Origin of the sequence: Nocardiopsis sp. Huas11, assembly GCF_003634495.1 — a bacterium.
Taxonomy (GTDB): domain Bacteria; phylum Actinomycetota; class Actinomycetes; order Streptosporangiales; family Streptosporangiaceae; genus Nocardiopsis.
Window position 1 is genome coordinate 906,786 of sequence record NZ_RBKY01000001.1, and the last position, 23,686, is coordinate 930,471.

Below are 23,686 nucleotides of genomic sequence, written 5' to 3' on the forward strand. Positions count from 1 at the left end.
TGCGGGATCACCCCAGGGGAACGGCACCGGCTCCGCGCCGCCACATGTCGTAGTTCCCGCATTCCGCCGTGACCTCGGCCGCCGCATGGGCCGCGGCGAAGAAGTCGTCGACCACCGGTGAGGTGTGCGAAGCCGCCACCGCGAGGCACACCTGGTCGGGCGCCAGATCCGCGACGGGCACGTAGCTGATGTTCGGATGCGAGTAGAACACGGTCGCCGAACGGGCCAGGAACGAGATGCCCCGCCCGGCCGCGACGTGCTCGAGCGTCTCGTCCACCCCGCGCACCAGGTACCCGGCGTTGGGGTGCGGCCGCCTGGTGGGCTGCGTGCTCGCGTCCATGTTCCAGACCAGCGGCTCGCCGGCCAGATCGTCCTCGGTGATCTGCTCCCGGTCGGCCAGTCGGTGGCCGGCCGGAAGGACCGCCACTCGCGGCTCGGTGTACAGCGGGACGACGCGCAGGCCGGCCTCGGCCATGGGCAGCCGGACGTAACCGACGTCGATGCGGCCGTCGAGCAGCATCGCGGCCTGGTCGTCCCCTTCGATGCGCTGCACGTCCACCAGAACGTCCGGGTGCCGGTCGGCGAACAGCCGGACCGCCGGAGCGACGGCGATGCCCGCCCGGAATCCGACCGTGAGCCGTGGGACGCCCCGCGCGGCCACGGTCACCCGGCGGCGGACCGCGTGTGCGGAGCCCAGCAGCGGACCGGCGTCGGTCAACAGCTGCCTGCCGGCGTCGGTCAGCTCCACCCCGTGGCTGTCCCTGGTCAGCAGCGGAGCGCCGAGGTCCTGTTCCAGCGCGCGGATCTGCCGGCTGAGCGCGGGCTGCGCGATGTGCAGCTCGTCGGCGGCGCGACCGAAGTGCAACGTGCCGGCGACGGCGACGAAGTAGCGCACTTTGCGCAGGTCCAGATCCATGGGGCCTCCCGGTCCGGCGATGCCTCGAGGGTATCGCAACGGCGAAAACGGGTCTTGGACACCCACTGGCGCCGATGGCATTCTGAACAAGTACCCGGAACGCATCGAATTCGAAGATTTCTCCGGGAATCGATGAGCAGGGCCCGAAAACGCAGGGGCGCATCATGCCTTTCGCCATTGAACGGCGTCCTCTCCAGCTTCAGAAAGCAGGAACACCCATGAGCAGCGTCAGCATCATCGGCCTGGGCAACATGGCCGGCGCCCTGGCCGCACGGGCGCTCGCCGGCGGCAACGCCGTCGAGATCATCGGCCGCGACCCGGTCAGGGCCGAGGAGCTGGCCGCCGAGCTCGGCGGCGCCACCGTCGGGACGGCCGGCGCGGCCCCGGCCGGGGACATCGTCGTCCTCGCCGTGCCGTACGCCGGCGCGGCGATGGTGGTCGGCGAGTACGGGGACGCGCTACGCGGCAAGACCATCATCGACATCACCAACCCCGTCTCCCCCGATCTCGCGGGCCTGGTCACCCCTGACGGCAGTTCCGGCGCACAGGAGATCGCCAAGGCCGCCCCCGCCGACGCGCATGTCGTCAAGGCGTTCAACACCCTGTTCTCCCATGTGCTGGCCGCCGGTCCGGCCGAGGACCGCCCACTGGACGTGTTCATCGCCGGCGACGACCCGCGGGCGAAGGCGCGTGTGTCGGCGTTCGTCGAGAGCATGGGGCTGCGCCCGATGGACACCGGGCCCCTGACCATGGCGCGGGCCCTGGAGAACGCCGGCCTGCTCGAACTGGGCCTCGTCGCCCATTCCGTCAAGCACACCGACTTCTCCCTGGGCGTCAGAATTCTCAAGTAAGCGCACCCCGCACCGCCCATTTCTCGCGCCATTTTCATACAAGGAGCAGTAGCGTGCGCGTTTTCGTCACCGGCGGGACCGGCCATTCCGGTTCGTACATCATCCCCGAGCTCATCGCCGCCGGGCACGAGGTCACCGGCCTGGCCCGGTCGGACACGGCCGCGGCGGCGTTGTCCGCGCTCGGCGCGAAGGTGCGTCGCGGGGATCTCGCGGATCTCGTCGGGCTCCAGGACGCGGCCGCGGATTCCGACGGCGTCGTCCACGTCGCGCACCGGCAGGACCTGCTGCCGTCCGGCGGGATCGACGCCGTGGCCGCCGCGGAGCTCCCGATCATGCTCGCGTACGGCGACGCTCTCGCGGGAACCGGAAAGCCGCTGGTCGCGGCGGGCAGCATCGGCTCGCCCGGGGACCTGGGCCGGCCGGTCACCGAGGAGGACCCGGCCCTTCCCGGCGGTGACGAGCACAAGGGCACCCTGCGGGTGCGCAACGTCGTGGAGACCGCCGTGATCGGCCTCGCCGAGCGGGGAGTGCGGTCGTCGGTCGTACGGATCGCCAACATCGCGCACAGCACGACCGACCGGGCCGGCTTCCTCGTGCACCTGATCGCGCTCGCGAAGGAGAAGGGCTTCGTCGGCTACCCCGGAGAGGGCGCGAACCCGTGGAACGCCGTGCACGTCCGCGATGCCGCCTCCCTGTTCCGCCTGGCGCTGGAGAAGGGGCCGGCCGGCAGGTACTGGCACGCGGTCGGGGACGGGGCCGTCCCGCTCCGCGAGATCGCCGAGGCCATCGGCGACCGCCTGGGCCTGCCCGTCGTGAGCGTCCCCGCGGACGTACTGATGGTGCCGGGGTACTTCGGGTTCCTCGCGCACATGGTCACGCAGAACTACCCGGCGTCCAGTCTCATCACCCGCCGGGACCTCGGCTGGGAACCCGCCCAGCCCGGTCTGCTCGCCGGTATGGACAACGGCCACTACTTCTCCAGGCGCGACCCGTGACCGTCCGGGGCCGCGCGACGCCTACCCTGGGGCCGTGACGATCACCAGGAACGCGCTCGCCGAGACCGAGTGGCGTGAGCGCGCGAGCCGGCACGAGGCGCGCGTGGACGCGCTGCTGGCCGACCACCTGCGGCGCCGCCGGGCGGGCGAGCGCCACCCCGTGGAGGACTTCCTCTTCACGTACTACAACCTCAAGCCGTCCCAGCTGCGCAGGTGGCACCCCGGCGCGGGTACGGCGCTGCTGGGCGAGGGCGCGCGCGCCCGGCTGGACGAGCGGTTCTACACCGAGGCCGACGGCGCGGTGGCGCTGGACACCGAGTCCTTCGTCGCCGCGCGGCCGGTGCTGGGGTTCGTCGAGCGGCTGCTGGAGTCGGTGGCGGCCCGCCCCGCGCACCTGGGCTGTTTCGGCCTGCACGAATGGGCGATGGTGTACCGGACCACCGAGGTCCGCCACGGCCAGGTGCCGCTGCGGCTGGGGCACGAGGGCACGGACCGGGTGGTGGAGTCGCACCGCGTCCAGTGCTCGCACTTCGACGCCTACCGCTTCTTCACCGAGCCCGCCCGGCCCCTCAACGCTCTGCGGCCCACCCGCGAGACCCAGGCCGACCTGGACCAGCCCGGGTGCCTGCACGCCAACATGGACCTGTACAAGTGGGCCTACAAGCTGGCCCCGGCCGTACCGTCCGAGCTCGTGGTGGACTGCTTCGAGCTGTCGAAGGACATCCGCGTGCTGGACATGCGGGCCTCGCCCTACGACCTGGCCGACTGGGGGTATCCGCCGGTCCGGATCGAGACGGCGGAGGGCAAGGCCGCCTACATGGCGGCCCAGAGCGCGTTCGCCGAGCGCGGCGCCGCACTGCGCGAGCGCCTGCTGCGCGTGTGCCGGGCCCTGCGGGAGCGATGAGGGCGGCGGCGGCCGCTCACCCCCCGCTCGCGCCCTCCTCCGCCGCGGGCCGATCCTGAAGGGACACCACGAACACCATGCGTGCGCGCACCTCCGGCAGGTCGAAGGAGGCGCTGCCCCCCTTCCCGCACGAGGTGGAGCTCCCGGCGGCCTTCGGGGACTGGTACGACATCGCCGCCGTCCATCTGGGGGCGGCCGAGCGTCGGGACTCCTCCTGGCGGAGGCTCGTGGCGGGCCTGTCGGCAGCGCTCACGGTGCTGTGAGCGGGCCGGATGCGGGCCCCGTGGGAACGACGAAGGGGGCGGCGCCGTTCGGCGCCGCCCCCTCAGTACCGCTTCCGGGGGCTAGCCCTCGGTGGACTCACCCGAGTCCGCCGGGGTGTCCCGGCGCTTGCGGGTGAAGTACACGGCCGCGCCACCGCCGGCGATCGCCACGGCTCCCGCGGCCACCAGGCCGGCCAGGGCCGTACCGGTGACGGGCAGGCCGCCCGACTCACCGGGGACGCCGCTCTCGTCGGCGGGCGTCGTGGGCTCGTCGCTCTCGGCCGGGTCCGTGGGCCCGTCGCTCTCCGCCGGGTCCGTGGGCCCGTTGGTGGGATCCGGGGTCGGGTCCTCCGTCGGGTCCTCGGTCGGGTTCTCCGTGGGCTCCTCGGTGGGAGTCTCGGTGGGCTCCTCCGTCGGGTCCTCCGTCGGAGTCACGGTGGGCTCCTCGGTCGGGTCCACCTCGTCGCACTTGACCTTGAAGACCTTGTGCTTGCCGTTGCCGTTCTCGCCCTCGAACGTCCAGTTCAGGCGGTAGTGGCCGTTCGGGAGCTCCTGGAGCTCGGTGAGGCCCTCGCCCTCGTCGTCCAGGACGATGGTGTCCGAGAGCACGACCTCGCGGTCCGAGGGCTTGCCGCCCTGGGTGGTGATCTCCCAGGACACGTCCTGGGCGGCGTCGAAGCCGAAGGCCGCGATCTGGAACTCGCAGACCTTCGGGACGTTGCGGCGGTCGTCCTCGGGCGTGAGGGGATCGTGGATCTTCACGGTCCCGTTGTCGCCGCGCTCGTGGTTGGGAACCTGCACGGAGTCACCGGGCGAGGCCGACGCCAGGGCGGAGCCGCCCAGGACGGCGGCCGCCACGATGGCGGTTCCGGTCATGAAGCGGGCACAGAACGTGCCCGCGTGGAAGGGGATGCTCACAGGGGGACTCCTGCGTGTCGTGATGCCGAGGCGAGCGGGGCACCTGGCCACCTGTGGTCGGGACGGAGAAAACTTATCTCTCTTCCCACAAGAAGCAGTAGTCACACCTGCGACAGGTCACCGAAATGAGACCCGCCGCACACGGAGAGGCGTGAGGCGATCACCGTGCGTCAGAACGAGGAGCCCGCCAGCCCCCACAGAGCGACGAAGGCCAAGGTCAGGGAGAACAGGACCGACAGCGCGAACACCGGGACGTGCAGCCACCGGAAGCGGCCGGCCTCCACCGGCACCCGCCGCCAGTGCCACACGCCGACCGTGATCCCCGCCGCGACGAGCCCGGCCGCCACGGCCCACACGACCATCGGCGTCTGCGCCCAGCTGCCCATCCGCTGGGCCGCCGCCAGCCAGGCCAGGGCGCCCGCCGACAGGGACACGATGCGCAGGCGGTCCAGGCGCCGCTGCGCGACCAGGGTACGGCGGCGCAGCATCAGGGAGACCAGCAGGAGCGGAGGGAGCACCGCCATGACCAGTGTCTGGGCGATCATCGCCCAGCCGGGCATGACCGGGACCAGGGGTTCGGGCCGGTCCTTGAGGAGTTCGTAGCTCAGCCCGACGGCGTCCAGGGACATGGAGTTGGCCATGACGACGACGCCGTGGGAGTCGTCGAAGGCCACCATCGTGCTGGTGCCGAGCGATCCGCCGCTGTGCATGGTGACCTCGCCGACGCCGGGCACCGGTGCGATGTGCCAGGCCAAGCCCACGTCGAAGCCGTCGAGCCCCGTCTCCGCCTCCGCGGTCGCACCCGGGTAACGCACGTCCTCGCGCAGGGGCTCCAGGGCGCCCATGCCGGGCGCGGTGCCCGAGGTGACCGCGCTGAGCAGGCGGGTCAGGTCGGGGGTCGTGCTCCAGGTCGTGATCCCGGCGGGGGCGTAGGCGGTGTTGTGCCAGGGGTGGGAGGGGGCGCCGGGTTCGATGTGGGGCGCCGCGCCGCCCTCGGGCACGCCCGCGTGGACGAGCGTGTCGTCCATGCCCAGCGGGTCCAGGATCCGCTCCCGGACCAGGTCGGGGTAGGGGGTCCCGCTCTCCGCGGCCAGGGCCTCGCCCAGCACGGAGTAGCCGAGGTTGGAGTACGCGTACTCCCCCTTGGTCCCGGCCTCGGTGAAGGTCAGGGCCGTCGGCGGGGTGCTCGGCGTCGCGGTAGGGGTCCGCCGTGGTGAGCGCGGGCAGGATCTGCTGCCCGAGCAGGTCCCCGTCGGGAGCGGTCGGCAGTCCGGAGTGGTGGGTGGCCAGTTCCTCCAGCGTGGCGGAGGCGACCTCCGGGTCGGCGAAGTCCACGTCGGGGAAGACCTCGGCCAGGGTGCGGTCCAGGGAGGTCTCGCCGCTCTCGACCATGTCCGCGAGGGTCATCGCGGTGATCGTCTTGAAGACCGACGCCGTCTCGAAGAGGGTGTCCTGCTCCGCCGTGCCGGCGACGGCCCGCTCCACCGCGTCGGGGTCCTCGATCGGGAAGCGCGCGACGCTCAGCCCCTGGACGGCCTCGGGGTCGACCACGGACTCCAGGTCCGCGACGAGGGCGTCGTCGCCCGAGAAGGCCGCGGGGGGCGGCGGAACGTGGGGAGCCAGGATCAGGGCCGGTACGGCGGTGGCCACGCCGACGGCCAGGGCGACGAGCCACACGCGGCCGGGCGCGGGCGCGGAGAGGCGCCTGACCCCGCGCGCAGGGGCGGTGGGGGCCTGGGGGGAGTCAACGGAAACCATGCCCCCAGACTGACCCGCCCGCCCGCGTCCTTGAAGTCGCCGCTGTCACCGTCCGGCCGTGAGAATCGGGCCGCCGCGGCATGACAGATGTCATGCGCCGCCCTCCGCGCACCGCCCTCCGCCCTCCGCCCTCCGGCCGGCGGCCGCCGGCCGCCGGTCCGGCGCCCGGCCCCCGCGCCCCCTCACGCGGTGCCGTGCACGATGCGCTCGGCGTACTCCTCCTTGGGCTGGAGCTCGCCGGACAGGATCCGCTCGGCGTAGTGGCAGGCCACCTTGTGCGTGCCCCTGATCGTGCGCAGCTCCGGGCGCTCGGTGTCGCAGCGCTCCTCCTGGCGCCACGGGCACCGGGTGTGGAAGCGGCAGCCCGGGGGCGGGGCGGCCGGGGACGGCAGGTCGCCCGCCAGCAGGATGCGCTCGCGGGCGTCCTCCACCTTCGGATCCGGCACCGGCACGGCCGACATCAGGGAGCGCGTGTACGGGTGCATCGGGGTCTCGTAGAGGTCGTCGCCGGAGGCCTCCTCCACGAGCGAGCCCAGGTACATCACGCCGACCACGTCGCTGACGTGGCGCACGACCGCGAGGTCGTGCGCGATGACCAGGTAGGTCAGGCCGAGTTCGGACTGGAGCCCCTCCAGGAGGTTGAGCACCTGCGCCTGGATGGACACGTCCAGTGCCGAGACCGGCTCGTCGCAGATGATCAGGTCGGGCCGCAGCACCAGGGCGCGGGCGATCCCGATGCGCTGGCGCTGGCCGCCGGAGAACTCGTGCGGGTACCGGGTGAGCGCCTTGGCCGAGAGCCCCACGCGCTCCAGTGCGTCCACCACGCGGGCCCGCTGGTCCTGGAGCGTGCGTGCGCGCCGCTCCCCCGGGCTCATCTCCTGATCGCCGTCCGGGCCGCCGATGCCGTGCGCCTGGAGGCCCTCCAGCAGGATGGACCCGATGTTCTGGCGCGGGTTGAGGCTGCCGAGCGGGTCCTGGAAGACCATCTGCAGGTTGCGGCGCTCCCGGCGCATCGACTCGGTGTCCAGGCCCGCCAGGTCCCGGTCGCCGAACCACACCTGGCCCTCGGTGATGTCGACCAGTCGCAGCACCGCCCGGCCGAGGGTGGTCTTGCCGCAGCCCGACTCCCCCACCAGGCCGTAGGTCTGGCCGCGCTCGATGGTCAGGCTGACGCCGTCCACCGCGCGCACGTGGCCGATGGTGCGGTCGAAGACCACACCGCGCTTGATCGGGAAGTGGACCTTGAGGTCCTTGATCTCCAGCAGGCTCATCCCCGTGCCTCCTCGTCGCCGACCGCGGCCGGGCTCTCCAGAACGGTGCCGTCGGCCGCCTCGGCGTGTTCGATCGGGTTCACGCACCGGTGCGTGTGCTCGTCGGACGCGTGCACGAGCTCGGGCGCCCCGTGCACGCACTCCATCGTGTAGTGGTCGCACCGGGGCGCGAACGCGCACCCGTCCGTCCAGGCGATGTTGTCGTTGACCGACCCCCGCACGGGGGTGAGCGGCTCGCCGCGCGGTGCGTCCAGGCGCGGCACGGAGCCCAGGAGCCCGACCGTGTACGGGTGGGTGGGCTCGGCGAAGAGCGGGCCCCGGGGCGCCGCCTCCACGGCCCGCCCCGCGTACAGGACGTTGACGTCGTCGCACAGGCCCGCCACCACGCCGAGGTCGTGCGTGATCATCAGCAGGGCCGTGCCCTCCTGGACGACCAGGTCCCTGAGCAGTTCCAGGATCTGCGCCTGGATGGTCACGTCCAGCGCGGTGGTGGGCTCGTCGGCGATCATGAGCTTGGGCCGGCAGGCCACCGCCATGGCGATGAGGGCGCGCTGGCGCATCCCGCCGGAGAGGTGGTGCGGGTACTCCCGGAGCCGCCGCGTGGGATCGGGGATGCCCACCCGGTGCAGCAGGTCCTCGGCCTCCTTGCGGGCGGCGGCGCCCCGCAGCCCGCGGTGCCGCCGGAGGATCTCGGTGACCTGGAGGCCGATGGGGATGACGGGGTTCAGGGAGCTGAGCGGGTCCTGGAAGATCATCGCCAGTTGCGCGCCCCGCAGGTCGCGCATCCGGCGCGGGGACAGGGCGAGCAGGTCGGTCTCGCCCTCGGGCAGGCGCATGCGGGCCGCACCGCCGACGGTGAGTCCGCGCGGGGGCAGCAGTCCCATCAGGGCGAGCGAGGTCACGCTCTTGCCGCAGCCGGACTCGCCGACCAGGCCGGTGACCCGCCCCTCCTCCAGCGTGAAGGAGACCCCGTCCACGGCCCGGACGTCGTCCGATCCGCGGCGGTGGAACACCACGGACAGCTCGTCCACCGTGAGCAGCGGCGTGCTGGAACTCATGGTCACTTCCTCACCTTCGGATCGAGGGCCTCCCGCATGGCCTCACCCAGCAGGGTGAAGCCGAGGGCGGTGACGATGATGGCCAGCGCCGGGTACACGGCGAGCGACGGCGCGCTGGACAGGAACCGCTGGGCGTCGGCGAGCATCGTGCCCCACTCGGGGAAGGCCGGGTCGGGGTTGCCCAGGCCCAGGTAGGACAGGGCCGCGGCGTCGATGATGGCGGTGGCCAGGGTGAGGGTGCTCTGGACGATCACCGGGCCCATGGAGTTGGGCAGGATGTGCGCCAGGGCGATGCGGCGCTTGCGCACGCCGAGCGCCTGGGCGGCCAGGACGTAGTCGCGGGAGCCCTGGGAGATCATGGCGCCGCGCAGCAGGCGGGCGAAGATCGGGATCTGGGCGACGCCGACCGCGATCATGACCGTGGTCAGGCTGGGGCCGATGAGCGCGGCGACGGTGACGGCGAGCAGCAGGGTGGGCAGCGCCAGCATCATGTCGATGACGCGCATGACCACGTTGTCGAGCCGGCGCCCCCAGGCGCCGCCGAGGGCAGCCGCGGCGCCCGCCGTGCCGCCCATCAGCGCGCCGACGCAGAACCCGACGAGGGTGGCGACCACGCCCACGAGCAGGGTCTGTCTGGCGCCGATCACCATCCGTGAGAACTGGTCGCGGCCCAGGTTGTCCAGCCCCAGGAGGTTCTCCGCGCGCGGTCCGACGAACACGTTGCGGTTGGGGAAGACCTCCGAGCCCCACGTCTGCGCGGTCGGGCTGTAGGGGGCGATGAGCGGCGAGAAGAGCGCCACGAGGATGAACACGGTGACGATGACCGCGCCGGAGATCGCCATGGGGCTGCGGCGCATGCGCACCAGCGCCTCGCGCCAGACTCCGGCGCCGTGGCCGTCGTCGCCGCGTCCGCCCATGAGCTCGGCGAGCCGGTCGACCTTGGCGGCCTTGCGGCCCAGCAGGGGCACGTCCCCGCTCCTGGTCCCGGCGGCCGCGGGATTCTGAGGACTCGGTGGCGTCGTCATCACTGGGCCCGCACTCTCGGGTCGAGGAGGCTGTAGGAGATGTCCACCAGCAGGTTGATGAACACGTAGACGGTGGCGATGATCAGGATGAACCCGGTGAGCACGGGGTAGTCGCGTTCCTGGGTGGCCGAGTAGATGAACGACCCGATCCCCGGGAAGGCGAACACGCTCTCGGTGAGGACCGCCCCGGCGAAGAGGCTTCCGGTGAGCAGACCGATGGCGGTGACCACGGGAAGCATCGCGTTGCGCATGACGTGCCTGGTGCGCACGGTGTTGCGGTGCAGGCCCTTGGCGTCGGCGGTGCGCACGTAGTCCTCCTCCAGCACCTCCAGGACGCTGGCCCGCGTCATGCGGACGATGACCGCGAGGGGGATGGAGGCCAGCGCCAGGCCCGGCAGCACCAGGTGGGCGAGCGCGTCGGCCACCACGTCCCACTCGCCGGTGCGCAGGCCGTCCAGGACGGCGAAGCCGCTGAGGTTGGTGCGGTTCAGCCCCGGGGAGAGGCGAAAGGCCGAGGGGAACAGGCCGAGCCGCTCGGCGAAGACGACCTTGAGGATGAACGCCAGGAAGAACACCGGGGTGCAGATGCCGACCAGCGATCCGCCGACGGCCGCGAAGTCCAGCACGGTCCCGCGGCGGCGGGCGGCCAGGTAGCCCAGCGGCAGGCCGACCGTGACGGCGATGACCATGGCCGACACGGCGAGCTCGAACGTGGCGGGGAAGCGGGTCAGGAACTCCTCCAGGACCGGTCGCCCGGTGGTGATGGAGGTGCCCAGGTCGCCTTGGAGGATGCGGCGCAGGAAGGTCAGGTACTGGACCGCGAGCGGCTCGTCCAGTCCCAGTGAGCGACGGAGCGAGGCGCGCTGCTGATCGGTCGCGTCATCGGGGAGGAGGGCGTACTCCGGACCGCCGGGAAGCCGTTGCAGCCAGACGAACAGCAGGATCGAGAGTCCGACCAGGGTCGGGATCAGCTGGAGCACTCGCCTGACGATGAATCGCAGCACCTTCGCCGCCTTTCGTCAGTGGTGAGAACGATGTGACGCGGGCGCGGCCGCCGGGATGGGGCGGGCGCCGCCGAGGAGGGGGTGGGTCGGTCCGGCGCCCCGGGGGTGGCCCGGAGCGCCGGTCGCACGCGCGGACCGCGTGCAGGGTGGGGGCCCGGCCGTCGCGCGAGTGACCGGCCGGGCCCTCCCCCGAGGGGGTGCGAACGCCCTACTTCCAGGAGGCTTCGGAGAAGTTCTCCTGGGTGAGCGGGCTCACCGCGGGCGGGTTGACGCTCTCGGCGAAGGCGATGGACGGCGGGGAGCTGGAGATGGGCAGCCCCGGCAGGATGTCCATGATCTGGTTGTTCAGTTCCTGGTAGGCGGCGACGCGCTCCTCGTAGTCCGGGTTGCCGCTCGCCTCCTCCATGGCCTCGAACAGGTCCTCGTCACGGAAGCCGAACTCGCTGTTGTACCCGGAGAACCAGGTGCCGATGAAGTTGTAGGCGTCGTTGTAGTCACCGGTCCAACCGAGCAGGTACAGCGGGCACTCGCCGGAGTTGGTGCGCGGGATGTAGTCGGCCCACTCGTAGGTGACCGGCTCCACGGTCACGCCGACCGCCTCCAGGTCCGCGGAGATGACGTCGAAGATGTCGCGCGGCGCGGGCATGTAGGGGCGGGTGACGTCGGAGGGGTAGCAGAACTCCAGCGTCAGGTCCTCCTGGCCGGCGTCGGCGAGCATCTCCTCGGCCAGTTCGGGGTCGTAGTCGTAGGTCTGCACGTCCGGTGACCAGCCGTCGAGGGTGTCGGGGTGGAACTGCGTGGCCACCTCACCGCCGGCGGGCAGGATCGTGTCGACGATGCGCTGGCGGTCGACCGCGTGGGCCAGCGCCTGGCGGACCTCCACATCGGCGAGCGCCTCGTTGGCCTCCTGCTGGTAGGCCATGTACAGGACGTTGAACACGTCGCGTGTGGGCACCTGGAAGCCGGCGGCCTCCAGCGGTTCCACGTCGGCGGGGGCGACGAGGTCGTAGCCGTGGATGTCCCCGGCCTCCAGGGCCTGGCGGCGGGCCGTCTCGTCGGGGATGGCGCGCAGGATCATGGTCTCGAAGCCCGCGGGCTCGCCCCAGTAGTCTTCGAAGCGCTGGAGGGTGACCTCGTCCTGGTCCTGGTCCCACTCCTGCACGGTGAAGGGCCCGGTCCCGGACACGGTCCCGGCGACCTGGCTGTACTCGGGGAGCGTGAAGTTGCCCTCCTCGCCGGTGACCTCCTGGTCGGCGATGGACTCCAGCGTGGTCGGGCTCATGAGGCCGAACGCCGCGAGGCTGAATCCGCCGGGGAAGATCGAGGAGTATTCCGTGATGGTGATGACCGGGGTCAGCTCGTCCTGCGCCTCACAGGAAACGAACCGCGACTCGGGGATCTCCTCGTCCTCGTTCTCCGCGAACCCGCCGAACACCGACTGCCAGTAGTAGGAGTTGTTGGAACTCTGGTAACCGCCGGTGAGGTTGTGCCAGCGGTCGAAATTCGCACAGACGGCTTCGGCGTCCAGGGCGTCGCCGTCATGGAACTGCACGTTCTCACGAAGGTGGAACGTCCATTCGGTTCCGTCCTCGGACTGTTCCCAGTCCTCGGCGAGCCCGCCGACGATCTCGCTGCCGCCCGACTCGTGGCGCAGCAGTGTTTCGAAGACCTGGCGGCTGTATCGGTAGGTCTCACCATCGCTGGTGAGGAAGGGGTCCAGGGTGCTGATGCTCCCCGCGGCCGCGAACACGAAGGGCTCTGAGGAGTCTGCACCGTCCCCCCCTTCGCGCGTACTCTCCGCGCACGCCGTCGCCACCAGCGCGAGTGAGGTAGCCGCCGCCAGCATGGCGAGCGGCTTTCGAGAAGACTTCGTGAGCATGGTCCACCTCAGTGTGGGCCGGGGGTATGGCCCTCGTCGATTGAGTGGACCCTAGACCGAACTCGGTACCGGGGGGAAGATAGACGACTGGGTGTTAATACAACCGTTTCAGTTCTGTGCCGGGATCCATAGGTCGCGTTTCCTGGCGTGGTGTACAACTGCGCGCCCATAGCACGATCGACCGCCTCGCGATACCCCTGTCACTTTCCGCGCACGCGCAGAAACACCTTTTACATCGGCTCATCGGATGAATAACGGAACATGATTTTTGTTCCCAATCGTCACACCAAGCCCCTCAGGCCCCGGCGCATCAGGCCCGGAAGCGTCCTATGATCTGGCAATGACCACTCCCCTTGACGACGCGGGCCTGACCGCGTTCCTGGAAGGCCAGGAGACCTCCTGGCTGGCCGAACAGCTCATGCTGGTGGCCGACGAGGACCCCATCACCCGTATCCGCCTGACCGCCGCGGCTGGTGACGAGAGCGCCGTCGAGGAGGCCAGGGCCGCGACCCTCGCCGCCGTCGTCGACCACGCACCGGCCGCCGAGGACGAGGAGGAGGACGACGGCGACACCCTCCACCGCACACTGGACCTGCTGGACGACCTGGTCGACTACGGGTTCGAGGACGAGACCTCCGACATCGCCGACGAGGCGCGCGAAATCTACGTCACCCGCCACGGGGAGGACGACAGCGAGCACCTGGCGCGCCTGCACGTCATCGCCGACGGCTCCGACGAGGACGAGGAACACGAGCAAGCCGTGTAGGAGCGGCGGTGGGGGGGCGGGCGGACCGGGGAGCGACCCGGAGCGCCCGCCCTTCGTGCTCCCTACACGTCGCGCGCTCCGCACCAGCGGCGCACCTCGGTGCTCCACAGGGCGATGTTGGCGGTGATGGCGAGCAGGGCGGAGAGGACGCCGACGAGCATCAGGGGCGTGTCGGCCAACTGGGCGGCCAGGCGCAGCGCGGCGGCGGCGCCGACCAGCGCGACCGCGGACAGGACGCGGGCCGCCCACCACGGGGCGGGCACGGCCCGGCGCACGGGGATCGCGGTGCCGGCCAGGGCGGCGCCCACGACGGCCGCGCCGACCACCAGGGTCCACATGGACGCCGTGAAGCGGTCCGGGACACCGGCGTCCAGGGCGGCCCACACCATGTAGGCCTGGAGCGCGCCCACCGGGAGCGCGGCGAGGAGTACGCCGGCGGTCTGCGTGACGTCCGCGGGCGGGCGCTGCCCGGCGCGGCGCGAGGCGAAGAGCCGCGCGGCGTCGGCGCCGGAGAGCGAGGAGAGGCGGGCCGCCCCCCGGGCGGGGCGGTCGCCGCCGGCGCCGCGGGGCCGGCCGGCCCGGGTGCCGCTCTGGGCGGTGCCGGTCCCGGATGTGTCGGTCTGGACCTCCGCGGGGGTTGGGGCGGGGGACGAAGCGGTATCTTGCATGCCGACCAGGGTCGCGTGTCGGCCGCCTTCGCACAAGTCGCCCCTAGCGGGGCACACGCCCCGAAACCGCCCTGCCACGCACAGCGACGGCCCTCCGGGGCCTCAGGCGAACGTCGGCCCCATCCGCTGCTCGACGTACCCCAGCGCCCGCTCGACCAGGGTGTCCACGTCCAGCCGCACGTCGAACACCGCACCCTCCTCGTCCGCACCCAGCGCCTCCAGGGTGTCCAGCTGCGAGCGCAGCAGCGCGGGCGGCATGAAGTGGTCCGGGCGCGCGGCGATGCGGTCGAGGATCACCTGCTCGGGACCGTCCATGTGCAGGAAGTGCACGTCCCGGGCGCCGCCCCGCAGGACGTCGCGGTAGTCGCGCCTCAGCGCGGAACAGGCCATCACCGAGTCCTGCCCGCGGGCGTCGTGCCCGGAGATCCACCCGGCCAGCTCGCGCAGCCACGGCCAGCGGTCCGCGTCCGTCAGCGGCACGCCCGCCGCCATCTTGTCGATGTTGGCCCGGGGGTGGAACGTGTCGGCCTCGGCGAAGGGCAGACCGAGCCGTTCGGCCACCTGGTGGGCCACGGTCGTCTTCCCGCTACCCGCGACGCCCATGAAGACAAAGTGCATGGTCTCTCCGTGTCATGGGCCCGCGCACGTGCGCGTGGACGGGCCCACCAATAGTGATATCGATCTTTCGGGCTAGGCTTCAGGCTGACGACTGGCCGGGAGCGGTCGAGGACGGAGCCGACAGGAGCACGGAAACGATGGCGACAGACCACCGCACGCTGCACAACCGGGTGCTCGCGGTGCTCGGGCCCGCCATCGCCGGGGACGAGTACGCCGCCGGCCACACGTTCACCCTCCAGGGCCTGGAGCAGGACTTCGGCGTCTCCCGCACCGTGGCGCGCGAGGCAGTCCGGGTCCTGGAGTCGATGCGGCTCGTGGTGAGCCGCCCCCGCACCGGCATCCGGGTGCGCCCCCGCCGCGAGTGGAACATCTTCGACCCCCAGCTGATCCGCTGGCGGCTGGCCGGTGACGGCCGGATGGACCAGCTCCGCTCCCTCAACGAGTTGCGCGCCGCCGTGGAACCGGCGGCCGCCGCGCTCTCGGCCCGCCACGGCGAGGCCGAGGAGCGGGCCCAGCTGGCCGTGGTGGCCGAGCGGATGGCCGCCACCGGACGCGCGGGCGACCTGGAGACCTTCCTCGACCTGGACATCGCCTTTCACCGCCGCATCCTCGAACTGTCCGGCAACGAGATGTTCGCCGGGCTGGCCCAGGTGGTCGCCGAGGTCCTGGTCGGCCGGACCTCCTACCACCTGATGCCGCTGACGCCGCGGCCGGAGGCGCTGCGCCTGCACCTGGCGGTGGCCCAGGCCATCCGGGACGGGCTCCCGGACGTCGCGGAGGCCGCGATGCGCTCCATCGTCACGGAGGTGTCCACCGCGCTGGAGGACGACGCGCCGCCGAGCGACGCGCCGTCCGCCTGAACGGTGGACTCCCCCACGGTCTAGGGCGTGTTTTTCTGCAGGCTTTCGGGTGAGCTCGCGGTCGTCAGGTCGTCTCTCGCAAGACGATGTGCGAAGTTCAGCCTGGTCGTGCTTGACGAGCGCAGAGGCGCCGCGAGAGGCGGTCCTGACGGCCGCGAGCCCGGAATGCTTCAAAAAACACGGCCTAGACGACCAGGCTGAGGCCGAAGGCCAGGCCGAAGCCGACGAAGCCGATGAGCGTCTCCATGACGGTCCAGGTCTTCAGCGTGGTCTTGACGTCCATGTTGAGGAAGCGCCCGACCAGCCAGAAGCCCGAGTCGTTGACGTGCGAGAACGCGGTGGCGCCACAGGCGATGGCCACGACGACCAGGGCCAGGTCGATCGAGGACAGGCCGGTGCTGGCGTGCACGGCCGGCGCGATCAGGCCGGCGGCGGTGGTCAGGGCGACGGTCGCCGAACCCTGGGCCACGCGCAGGGCCAGGGCGATGACGAAGGCCGCGACGATCACGGGCAGGCCGGTCGACTCCAGGGTTCCGGCGAGCGCCTCGCCGATACCGCTGGTGCGCAGGACACCGCCGAACATGCCGCCCGCGCCGGTGATGAGGATGATGGCGCACACGGGGCCGAGCGCGCCGCCGACGATCTCCTCCACGCGCTTGCGGCTGAAGCGCCCGCTGCCGAGCACGATCATCGCGGCGAGCAGGGTGACCAGCAGGGCGATGGGCGTCTGGCCCAGCAGCAGGAGGATCTGCACCCACAGGGCGTCCTCGGCGACGGCACCGGTGGCGACGAGGGTGGAGGTGCCGGTGTTGCCGAAGATCAGCAGCATCGGGAGCAGCAGGAGGCCGAGGACGGTGGCCAGGTGCGGCGGGTCCTCGTGCTTGACCGTGCCGTCGGCCATGATGTCGTCGGGCACGGGGAGCTCGAACCGCTTGCCCGCCCACAGGCCGAAGAGGTAGCTGGACACGTACCAGGTCGGGATGGCCAGGACCAGGCCGACCAGCAGGGTCAGGCCCATGTCGGCGCCGATCTCCACGGCGGCGGTGACGGGCCCGGGGTGCGGCGGGACGAAGGCGTGCATGACCGCGAACGCGCCGGCCGTGGGCAGGGCGTACATGAGCACGGATCCGCCCACGCGGCGGGCCACGCTGAAGACGATCGGCAGCATGACGATGAGGCCGACGTCGAAGAAGATCGGGAAGCCGAAGAGCAGTGAGGCCACACCGAGGGCCAACGGCGCGCGCTTCTCACCGAAGAGCCTGATCAGGGCACTCGCCAGGACCGCGGCACCGCCGGTGATCTCCAGCATGCGCCCGATCATGACGCCCAGTCCGACCAGGAGGGCGACGTTGGCGAGTGTGCCGCCGAAGCCGTCCAGGAGGGTGGGCACCACCCCGGAGACCGGGATGCCGGTGGCGAGCGCGGTCAGCACGCTGACCAGGACGAGCGCGACGAACGCGTGCAGGCGGAAGCGAATGATCAACAGCAGCAGGAGCGCGATGGCGCCCGCCGCGATCCCGAGAAGGGGACCCGTGCCGTAGACGGGCTCGAAGTTCTCCACGACGGAGCCTTCCAGTGGACGGTGGTGCGGTGGCCGCCGTGTACACGGCTCTGACCCACGCTGGAAACGAACACCGGCAATGGTAATACCATTTGTGAGCTTCTGTGAACCCACGCGTTCGTTTCTGTTACGTCGCTGAGACCCGCGTCACCCACAACCCCCGCCCCGCAGGCGTTCCCGCACGTCGGGCCGCCAGGAGATCCCAGACCCAGGAGAAGGAGAAGGACGCTCACCCTCCAGGACACGGCGTCGTCCAACAGCAGGACCGGGGAACGGTGCCGACGAGAGCGTCGCCGCTCCCGGCCCACCGCGTGATCGTGCGCGAACCCCGCGACCTTTTTCCTCGAATCCGAGACCCGTGAGCTGGAGGGATGCGATGATTTGCGCCCCGCACCGACGGGGGCTGTTCACTCGACTCCTTGACAGCATGTTGTCGTTTTGACAGACTGTTGTCATGAGCACAGAGAGCGCCACCACCGTCCACCTCGCCGTCTACGACGATCTCGCCGACTGGGAGATCGGGCACGCGGTGTCCCAGATCCGCGGCGGCGACTGGCAGCGCCAACCCGGCCGCTACGACGTCGTCACGGTCGGACTGACCGGCGCGCCGATCACCACGATGGGCGGGCTCACGGTGCTGCCCGACATCACGCTCGCCGACCTCAAGCCCACCGCCAGCGCCATGCTGATCCTGCCGGGCGCCACCGGATGGGACATCGACCCCGAGTCGCTGGCGCCCTTCGCGTCCGCCGCCGGGATCTTCCTGGACGCGGGCGTCCCGGTCGCCGCCATCTGCGGCGCCACCGCCGGCCTGGCCCGCGAGGGGCTGCTCGACCACCGCGACCACACCAGCGCGGTCCCGGAGTACCTCCAGGCCACCGGCTACTCCGGCGCGGACCGCTACCGCCACGACCTCGCCGTCATCGACGGCGACCTCATCACCGCCAACCCGACCGCCCCGGTCGAGTTCGCCCGGCAGATCTTCCTGCGCCTGGACCTGCACCTGCCCCGGGTCGTCGACGCCTGGTACCGGTTGTTCGCCCAGCACGACGCCTCGGCCTACATGGTCCTGCAGGAGGAGGCGTGAGCACGGCCCCCGCCGCGGCCGACCACGCCGAACTGCTCACCGGAACCGCGATGAGCGTCTTCCGCCTGAACGGCCAGATCCTGGCCGTGGCCGAGGAGCTGGCCCGCGCGGGCGGGCTGACGGCCGCGCGGTGGCAGGTACTGGGCGCGGTCCTGGCCGAGCCGCAGCCGGTCTCCGCCATCGCCCGCCGGTTCGGCACCTCCCGCCAGAGCGTCCAGCGCATCGCCGACGTGCTGGTGGAGCAGGGCCTGTGCGAGTACCGGCCCAACCCGGCGCACAGCCGGGCCAAGCTGCTCAGACCCACCGACGCGGGGGTGGCCGCCGTGCGCAGGATCGACCCCGACCACGCCCGGTTCGCCGACGCGCTGGTGGCCGAGATGGGGGCGGAGGAGGCGCAGAGGGCGCTGACGGCCCTGCGCTCGCTGTCCCAGGCCCTGGACCGGGTCACCAGGGACTGACCGGCGCCGGTTATGTTCGGTGGGCACCCACACGAAGGAGCCCGCCATGATCGACCTGCGCTCGGACACCGTCACCCGCCCCACCCCGGACATGCGCCGCGCCATGGCCGGAGCCGAGGTCGGCGACGACGTGTTCGGCGAGGACCCGACCGTGCGCGAACTGGAGGAGGAGACCGCCGCCCTGCTCGGCACGGAGGCGGCGCTGTACGTGCCCTCCGGCCACATGGCCAACCAGCTCGGGCTGTACGTGTCCACGCGCAGCGGCGACGAGGTGTGGGCGCACGAGCACCACCACCTCATCGGAGACGAGCAGGGCGCCTCGGCCGTGCTCGCGCGGGTCCAGCCGCGCACCTTCTCCGAGGGCGTGGCGCCCTCGGACGAACAGCTGGCCTCCTGGTTCGCCGGTGCCCGCCAGGGCAACGTGCACCGGGCCGAGCCCTCGCTGCTGTGGCTGGAGAACACCTTCACCGGCCGCGTGGTGCCCCTGGCGGAGCAGCGCCGGGTGACCGGGTTCGCGCACCGCAACGGCATGCGCGCCCACCTGGACGGCGCCCGGCTGTGGAACGCCGCCGCCGCCCTGGACGTGACGCCGGCCCAGGTCGCGGAGGGCTTCGACACCGTCTCGGTGTGCTTCTCCAAGGGGCTGGGCGCGCCCGTGGGCTCCGCGCTGGCCGGCGACGCCGACACGGTGCTGCGGGCACGCCGGGGCCGCAAGATGCTCGGCGCCGGGATGCGCCAGGCCGGGATCATCGCGGCCGGGGCGCTGCACGCGCTGCGCCACCACCGCGAGCGGATGGTGGGCGACCACGAGCGCGCGGAGCTGCTGGCCGCCCGGATCGACGAGGTGCCCGGCCTGTCGGCCACGGCCGCCACCAACATGGTGCTGGTGGACACTCCGCTGGGCCGGGCCGCAGAGTACGTCGACGCCTTCGCCGACCACGGCGTGGCCGCGCTGGGCGACGGGTCGCGCATCCGTCTCGTGGTCCACCTGGACATCACCGACGGCGACGTCGCCGAGGCCGCTCAGCGCATCTCCAAGGCCGCCGCCCAGCTGTGACCGCCGCACCCGCCCAGGTCAGGGCGGACGCTCGCGGCTACACTGTGCCGATCCCGCCGCCGAATGCCTCACCCGGGGGTGGCGCGCGTCACGGCGCGTAGTAGCATTCGGCGTATGACATTGTCGTACTAGAGAGTGGTAGCACCGCAATGCCGGGAAGAATCCAGTCCATCGAACGCGCGGCCGCCATCCTGCGCCTCCTGGCGAGCGGCGCCAGAGGGCTGAGCCTCGCGGAGATCTCCCGGTCGCTCGAACTGCCCAAGGGCACCGCCCTGGGCATCCTGCGCACTCTCCAGCACGTGGGCTTCGTCGAACAGGACTCCGAGTCCGGCCACTACCGGCTCGGCGGCGGCATGCTGAGTCTCGGCACGCGCTACCTGGACGGCAACGAGCTGCGCACGCGTGCCCTGAACTGGGCGGACACCCTCGCCTCACGCAGCGGCGAGAGCGTGCGGATCGGCACCCTGCACAAGCGCCAGGTGCTGATCGTGCACCACGTGTTCCGGCCGGACTCCTCCGCCCAGACCCTGGACGTGGGCACGCTGCTGCCCCTGCACGCGACCGCCATCGGCAAGGCCCTGATGGCCTTCGACCCCCTGGCCGTGCCCGACGAGGACCCCGCGACCGCCGGCGACGGCGACGCGCTCACCCTGGCCTCCTTCACCCGCCACACCGTCACCTCCCCCGCCGCCCTGGAACAACAGCTGGTCGAGGTACGCGACAGCGGCTGGGCCTGGGAGGTCGAGGAGCTGGTGGAGGGCGAGGTGTCCATCGCCGCGCCCATCCGCGACCGCCGCGGGGTCACCGTGGGCGCGATCGGCGTGCGCGGCGCCGTGGAACGCCTGGCCGGACCCGAGGGCAAGCCCGACATGGAGCAGGTCTCCTACGTGCGCGACGCCGCGCGCGCCATCTCCCGGGACCTGGGCGTCACGCCCTACTGAGCCCCGGACACCCCTGCCCCGGCCCCTTCACAACCCTTCACGGGATCTCTCACGCACCCCTCACCGGAGTGGTGCGCTTCCCTGCCCTGTCCGCCTCTGACAGCGTGACGAGCGGTCCCGCGGTGACCCACGCGACACGATTGCGTCACGCGGCCTTGACATGGGAAGGAAAGACGGATGAAACTAGCGCCTAATCGTGCGTCAATGTCGTACATCGTGCGGAGTTGAGAAGGGTTCACACGTCAGCGGCCCACTGGAGCCGGACTCGGGAAGCCGAGACCGCACGCCGCCGCGCCACCCCTCCCCGTCCGCCCGCGCCCACCCCAGAGCCGTCCACCTGAAGGCGAGCACCCGATGAGTCAGCAGTACGTCGCCGCGATCGACCAGGGCACCACGTCGAGTCGCTGCATCCTCTTCGACCGTGACGGGCGCATCGTCTCGGTCGACCAACGCGAGCACCGCCAGATCTTCCCCCAGCCGGGCTGGGTGGAGCACGACGCCATGGAGATCTGGGCCAACGTCGAGGTCGTGGTCAAGAACGCCCTCCAGAAGAGCGACATCACGCCGGACCAGGTGGCCGCCATCGGCATCACCAACCAGCGCGAGACCACCGTCGTCTGGGACCGCGAGACCGGCGAGCCGGTCCACAACGCCATCGTCTGGCAGGACACCCGCACCGGCGACCTCGCCCGCGAGCTCGGCGGCGACCAGGGCCAGGACCGCTTCCGCGAGACCTGCGGCCTTCCGCTGGCGACCTACTTCTCCGGCCCCAAGCTCCGCTGGCTGCTGGACAACGTCGAGGGCCTGCGCGGTCGCGCCGAGCGCGGCGAGGTCCTCTTCGGCACCATGGACACCTGGATCATCTGGAAGCTGACCGGCCGCCACGTCACCGACGTGACCAACGCCAGCCGCACCATGCTGATGAACCTGCACACCCTGGAGTGGGACCAGGGCATCCTGGAGGCCATGGACATCCCCGCGGCCGTCCTCCCCGAGATCCGCTCCTCCTCCGAGGTCTACGGCCAGGCGCGCGGCTACCTCGCGGGCACCCCCGTCGCCTCCTCGCTGGGCGACCAGCACGCCGCCCTGTTCGGCCAGACCTGCTTCGACCCGGGCGACGTCAAGGGCACCTACGGCACCGGCACCTTCCTGGTGATGAACACCGGCACCGAGCCCGTGACCTCCGAGAACGGCCTGCTCACCACCCTGGGGTACAAGCTGGGCGACGAGCCCGCCGTGTACGCGCTGGAAGGCTCCATCGCGGTCACCGGCTCGCTCGTGCAGTGGCTGCGCGACAACCTCGGCCTGATCGCCAGCGCCCCGGAGATCGAGACCCTGGCCCGCACGGTGGAGGACAACGGCGGCTGCTACATCGTCCCGGCCTTCTCCGGCCTCTTCGCGCCGCACTGGGACAGCGACGCGCGCGGCGTCATCGCCGGCCTGACGGGCTACGTCAACAAGGGCCACATCGCCCGCGCCGTCCTGGAGGCCTCGGCCTGGCAGACGCGCGAGGTGGTCGACGCGATGAACGCCGACTCCCAGATCGACCTGACCTCCCTGAAGGTCGACGGCGGCATGACCGCCGACAACCTGCTCATGCAGATCCTGTCCGACGTCCTCGACGCCGAGGTCGTGCGCCCGATGGTCGCCGAGACCACCTGCCTGGGCGCGGCCTACGCCGCCGGCCTGGCCGTGGGCTACTGGCCCGACGTGGAGACCCTGCGCGCCAACTGGCACAAGGCCGCCGAGTGGACGCCGAAGATGGACGCCGACGTCCGTGCCCGCGAGTACCACAACTGGAACAAGGCGGTGCGCCGGACCCTGGACTGGGTCGAGCGCGACGAAGAGAAGTAACCCGGGGGTCTCCCCCTTTCACCATCGACCGCCGCCCAGGGGCACTGGTGCCACCTGGAACCCCTGGGCGCGGCCCCGGGGCACCTTCCGTGCCCCTTCCATCCCCATTATGTGACGGGTGGGTCCGATCATGCCCGCGTCCGGCAGTCCCTCGCCGACGCGGCCGGCCCTCCCGTGACCCGGCTGCCCCAGAAGGGGCGGAGGTCCCCATGGTCTATCTGGCAGAGTTCGTCGGTACGGCGATCCTGATCCTGCTGGGCGGCGGCGTCGTCGCCGGTGTCGTGCTGGCCAAGTCCAAGGCCGAGAACGCGGGCTGGATCGTCGTCACGTTCGGTTGGGGCATGGCGGTCGCGATGGCCGTCTACGTCACCGGCACGACCAGCGGCGCCCACATCAACCCCGCGGTCACCATCGGTCTGGCCAGCATCGGCGACTTCCCGTGGTCCCAGGTGCCCGGCTACATCGCGGCCCAGATCGCGGGCGCCTTCACGGGCGCCGTGCTGGTCTACCTGGCCTACTTCGCGCACTGGAAGCACACCGATGACGCCGACGCCAAGCTCGCCGTCTTCAGCACCGCTCCCGCCGTGCGCCACCCCGTCGCCAACTTCGTCACCGAGGTCATCGGTACCGCGATGCTGCTCCTGGGCATCCTGGGCATCGGCGCCAACTCCGGTCACATCTCCCAGGGAGAGGTCGACCTGGCGGGTCTGTTCAGCACCGGTTTCGCCCCGCTGCTCGTCGGTCTGCTCGTGCTGGCGATCGGGCTGTCCCTGGGCGGCCCGACCGGGTACGCGATCAACCCGGCCCGCGACCTGGGCCCGCGCATCGCGCACGCGCTCCTGCCCATCCCCGGTAAGGGCCCCTCGGACTGGGGCTACGCCTGGATCCCCGTCGTCGCCCCGATCGTCGGCGGTGTCATCGGCGCCTGGATCTGGCGGCTGAGCGGCTTCGGCGCCTGATCCGCACAGCGCCCC

Annotated in this window: 23 protein-coding genes and 1 pseudogene; 12 read left to right on the forward strand and 12 right to left on the reverse strand. The window is 71.6% G+C overall.

Going from position 1 to position 23,686, the window contains the following annotated elements:
* Positions 1-7: 7 nt before the first annotated feature.
* Complete coding sequence (locus DFP74_RS04000; protein WP_121180459.1) at positions 8-916, reverse strand: LysR family transcriptional regulator; 909 nt, start codon at positions 914-916, stop codon at positions 8-10.
* Positions 917-1,134: 218 nt separating this feature from the next.
* Here DFP74_RS04000 and DFP74_RS04005 point away from each other — a divergent pair, with 218 nt between their 5' ends.
* The 4 genes from DFP74_RS04005 (at position 1,135) to DFP74_RS04020 (ending at position 3,929) form a co-directional block, all read left to right on the forward strand.
* The gene (locus DFP74_RS04005; RefSeq protein ID WP_121180460.1) at positions 1,135-1,767 is read left to right on the forward strand and encodes an NADPH-dependent F420 reductase; all 633 of its coding nucleotides are present in this window, start codon (positions 1,135-1,137) and stop codon (positions 1,765-1,767) included.
* Positions 1,768-1,820: 53 nt separating this feature from the next.
* Entirely contained in the window at positions 1,821-2,762 is a 942-nt protein-coding gene (locus DFP74_RS04010; protein WP_121180461.1) for an SDR family oxidoreductase, read from the forward strand.
* 34 nt (positions 2,763-2,796) lie between these two features.
* The gene (locus DFP74_RS04015; protein WP_121180462.1) at positions 2,797-3,666 is read left to right on the forward strand and encodes a 3-methyladenine DNA glycosylase; all 870 of its coding nucleotides are present in this window, start codon (positions 2,797-2,799) and stop codon (positions 3,664-3,666) included.
* A gap of 77 nt (positions 3,667-3,743) precedes the next feature.
* Complete coding sequence (locus DFP74_RS04020) at positions 3,744-3,929, forward strand: hypothetical protein (RefSeq protein WP_121180463.1); 186 nt, start codon at positions 3,744-3,746, stop codon at positions 3,927-3,929.
* A gap of 81 nt (positions 3,930-4,010) precedes the next feature.
* Here DFP74_RS04020 and DFP74_RS04025 read toward each other — a convergent pair whose 3' ends face one another.
* The 8 genes and pseudogenes from DFP74_RS04025 to DFP74_RS04055 form a co-directional block, all read right to left on the reverse strand.
* Positions 4,011-4,847 carry an LPXTG cell wall anchor domain-containing protein gene (locus tag DFP74_RS04025; protein WP_233570795.1) on the reverse strand — a complete coding sequence of 279 codons (837 nt, stop codon included), beginning with the start codon at positions 4,845-4,847 and terminating at the stop codon, positions 4,011-4,013.
* Positions 4,848-5,017: 170 nt separating this feature from the next.
* Entirely contained in the window at positions 5,018-5,956 is a 939-nt protein-coding gene (locus DFP74_RS04030) for a serine hydrolase domain-containing protein (RefSeq protein ID WP_255499329.1), read from the reverse strand.
* A gap of 193 nt (positions 5,957-6,149) precedes the next feature.
* Positions 6,150-6,605, reverse strand: a pseudogene (locus DFP74_RS35110) (serine hydrolase); the annotation flags it as partial.
* A gap of 182 nt (positions 6,606-6,787) precedes the next feature.
* On the reverse strand, positions 6,788-7,876 hold the full coding sequence (locus tag DFP74_RS04035) for an ABC transporter ATP-binding protein (protein WP_121180464.1): 1,089 nt from the start codon (positions 7,874-7,876) through the stop codon (positions 6,788-6,790).
* Positions 7,873-8,934, reverse strand: a complete 1,062-nt coding sequence (locus DFP74_RS04040; RefSeq protein WP_121180465.1) for an ABC transporter ATP-binding protein — start codon at positions 8,932-8,934, stop codon at positions 7,873-7,875. The genes DFP74_RS04035 and DFP74_RS04040 overlap by 4 nt, the downstream gene beginning before the upstream one ends.
* A 2-nt stretch (positions 8,935-8,936) precedes the next feature.
* On the reverse strand, positions 8,937-9,959 hold the full coding sequence (locus DFP74_RS04045; protein WP_121180466.1) for an ABC transporter permease: 1,023 nt from the start codon (positions 9,957-9,959) through the stop codon (positions 8,937-8,939).
* Positions 9,959-10,963 carry an ABC transporter permease gene (locus DFP74_RS04050; RefSeq protein WP_121180467.1) on the reverse strand — a complete coding sequence of 335 codons (1,005 nt, stop codon included), beginning with the start codon at positions 10,961-10,963 and terminating at the stop codon, positions 9,959-9,961. The genes DFP74_RS04045 and DFP74_RS04050 overlap by 1 nt, the downstream gene beginning before the upstream one ends.
* A gap of 208 nt (positions 10,964-11,171) precedes the next feature.
* The gene (locus tag DFP74_RS04055) at positions 11,172-12,842 is read right to left on the reverse strand and encodes an ABC transporter substrate-binding protein (protein WP_121180468.1); all 1,671 of its coding nucleotides are present in this window, start codon (positions 12,840-12,842) and stop codon (positions 11,172-11,174) included.
* 340 nt (positions 12,843-13,182) lie between these two features.
* Between DFP74_RS04055 and DFP74_RS04060 the strand changes: the two genes are divergently transcribed.
* The gene (locus tag DFP74_RS04060; RefSeq protein ID WP_121180469.1) at positions 13,183-13,608 is read left to right on the forward strand and encodes a hypothetical protein; all 426 of its coding nucleotides are present in this window, start codon (positions 13,183-13,185) and stop codon (positions 13,606-13,608) included.
* Between the two features lie 62 nt (positions 13,609-13,670).
* Here DFP74_RS04060 and DFP74_RS34170 read toward each other — a convergent pair whose 3' ends face one another.
* Positions 13,671-14,276, reverse strand: coding sequence for a hypothetical protein (locus DFP74_RS34170; protein ID WP_233570796.1), 606 nt, complete (start codon positions 14,274-14,276; stop codon positions 13,671-13,673).
* Positions 14,277-14,378: 102 nt separating this feature from the next.
* Positions 14,379-14,894, reverse strand: coding sequence for a gluconokinase (locus DFP74_RS04070; protein WP_121180470.1), 516 nt, complete (start codon positions 14,892-14,894; stop codon positions 14,379-14,381).
* A gap of 137 nt (positions 14,895-15,031) precedes the next feature.
* Between DFP74_RS04070 and DFP74_RS04075 the strand changes: the two genes are divergently transcribed.
* Positions 15,032-15,754, forward strand: coding sequence for a FadR/GntR family transcriptional regulator (locus tag DFP74_RS04075; RefSeq protein WP_121180471.1), 723 nt, complete (start codon positions 15,032-15,034; stop codon positions 15,752-15,754).
* A 184-nt stretch (positions 15,755-15,938) separates the two neighbouring features.
* Here DFP74_RS04075 and DFP74_RS04080 read toward each other — a convergent pair whose 3' ends face one another.
* A complete protein-coding gene (locus DFP74_RS04080; RefSeq protein WP_121180472.1) occupies positions 15,939-17,315 on the reverse strand; it encodes a GntP family permease in 1,377 nt (458 codons plus the stop codon).
* A gap of 454 nt (positions 17,316-17,769) precedes the next feature.
* Here DFP74_RS04080 and DFP74_RS04085 point away from each other — a divergent pair, with 454 nt between their 5' ends.
* The 6 genes from DFP74_RS04085 to DFP74_RS04110 all read left to right on the forward strand — a co-directional run bounded on the left by DFP74_RS04085 (position 17,770) and on the right by DFP74_RS04110 (position 23,671).
* Positions 17,770-18,402: a DJ-1/PfpI family protein gene (locus DFP74_RS04085; protein WP_121180473.1), complete on the forward strand. Its 633-nt coding sequence runs from the start codon at positions 17,770-17,772 to the stop codon at positions 18,400-18,402.
* A gap of 50 nt (positions 18,403-18,452) precedes the next feature.
* Entirely contained in the window at positions 18,453-18,860 is a 408-nt protein-coding gene (locus DFP74_RS04090; RefSeq protein WP_121188021.1) for a MarR family winged helix-turn-helix transcriptional regulator, read from the forward strand.
* Positions 18,861-18,906: 46 nt separating this feature from the next.
* A complete protein-coding gene (locus DFP74_RS04095; RefSeq protein ID WP_121180474.1) occupies positions 18,907-19,917 on the forward strand; it encodes a low specificity L-threonine aldolase in 1,011 nt (336 codons plus the stop codon).
* Positions 19,918-20,066: 149 nt separating this feature from the next.
* Positions 20,067-20,858 carry an IclR family transcriptional regulator gene (locus DFP74_RS04100; protein ID WP_121180475.1) on the forward strand — a complete coding sequence of 264 codons (792 nt, stop codon included), beginning with the start codon at positions 20,067-20,069 and terminating at the stop codon, positions 20,856-20,858.
* 354 nt (positions 20,859-21,212) lie between these two features.
* On the forward strand, positions 21,213-22,712 hold the full coding sequence (glpK, locus tag DFP74_RS04105; protein WP_121180476.1) for a glycerol kinase GlpK: 1,500 nt from the start codon (positions 21,213-21,215) through the stop codon (positions 22,710-22,712).
* A 209-nt stretch (positions 22,713-22,921) separates the two neighbouring features.
* Positions 22,922-23,671 carry an MIP/aquaporin family protein gene (locus tag DFP74_RS04110; RefSeq protein ID WP_121180477.1) on the forward strand — a complete coding sequence of 250 codons (750 nt, stop codon included), beginning with the start codon at positions 22,922-22,924 and terminating at the stop codon, positions 23,669-23,671.
* Positions 23,672-23,686 lie beyond the last annotated feature (15 nt).

Excerpts from the sequence above, each read along its gene's own strand:
- DFP74_RS34170 (WP_233570796.1), bottom strand. The coding sequence starts at position 14,276 with ATGCAAGATACCGCTTCGTCCCCCGCCCCAACCCCCGCGGAGGTCCAG.
- DFP74_RS04075 (WP_121180471.1), top strand. The coding sequence starts at position 15,032 with ATGGCGACAGACCACCGCACGCTGCACAACCGGGTGCTCGCGGTGCTC.
- glpK (WP_121180476.1), top strand. The coding sequence starts at position 21,213 with ATGAGTCAGCAGTACGTCGCCGCGATCGACCAGGGCACCACGTCGAGT.
- DFP74_RS04100 (WP_121180475.1), top strand. The coding sequence starts at position 20,067 with ATGCCGGGAAGAATCCAGTCCATCGAACGCGCGGCCGCCATCCTGCGC.
- DFP74_RS04045 (WP_121180466.1), bottom strand. The coding sequence starts at position 9,959 with ATGACGACGCCACCGAGTCCTCAGAATCCCGCGGCCGCCGGGACCAGG.
- DFP74_RS04055 (WP_121180468.1), bottom strand. The coding sequence starts at position 12,842 with ATGCTCACGAAGTCTTCTCGAAAGCCGCTCGCCATGCTGGCGGCGGCT.
- DFP74_RS04005 (WP_121180460.1), top strand. The coding sequence starts at position 1,135 with ATGAGCAGCGTCAGCATCATCGGCCTGGGCAACATGGCCGGCGCCCTG.
- DFP74_RS04040 (WP_121180465.1), bottom strand. The coding sequence starts at position 8,934 with ATGAGTTCCAGCACGCCGCTGCTCACGGTGGACGAGCTGTCCGTGGTG.
- DFP74_RS04060 (WP_121180469.1), top strand. The coding sequence starts at position 13,183 with ATGACCACTCCCCTTGACGACGCGGGCCTGACCGCGTTCCTGGAAGGC.
- DFP74_RS04090 (WP_121188021.1), top strand. The coding sequence starts at position 18,453 with ATGAGCGTCTTCCGCCTGAACGGCCAGATCCTGGCCGTGGCCGAGGAG.
- DFP74_RS04000 (WP_121180459.1), bottom strand. The coding sequence starts at position 916 with ATGGATCTGGACCTGCGCAAAGTGCGCTACTTCGTCGCCGTCGCCGGC.
- DFP74_RS04035 (WP_121180464.1), bottom strand. The coding sequence starts at position 7,876 with ATGAGCCTGCTGGAGATCAAGGACCTCAAGGTCCACTTCCCGATCAAG.
- DFP74_RS04110 (WP_121180477.1), top strand. The coding sequence starts at position 22,922 with ATGGTCTATCTGGCAGAGTTCGTCGGTACGGCGATCCTGATCCTGCTG.
- DFP74_RS04085 (WP_121180473.1), top strand. The coding sequence starts at position 17,770 with ATGAGCACAGAGAGCGCCACCACCGTCCACCTCGCCGTCTACGACGAT.
- DFP74_RS04070 (WP_121180470.1), bottom strand. The coding sequence starts at position 14,894 with ATGCACTTTGTCTTCATGGGCGTCGCGGGTAGCGGGAAGACGACCGTG.
- DFP74_RS04095 (WP_121180474.1), top strand. The coding sequence starts at position 18,907 with ATGATCGACCTGCGCTCGGACACCGTCACCCGCCCCACCCCGGACATG.
- DFP74_RS04020 (WP_121180463.1), top strand. The coding sequence starts at position 3,744 with ATGCGTGCGCGCACCTCCGGCAGGTCGAAGGAGGCGCTGCCCCCCTTC.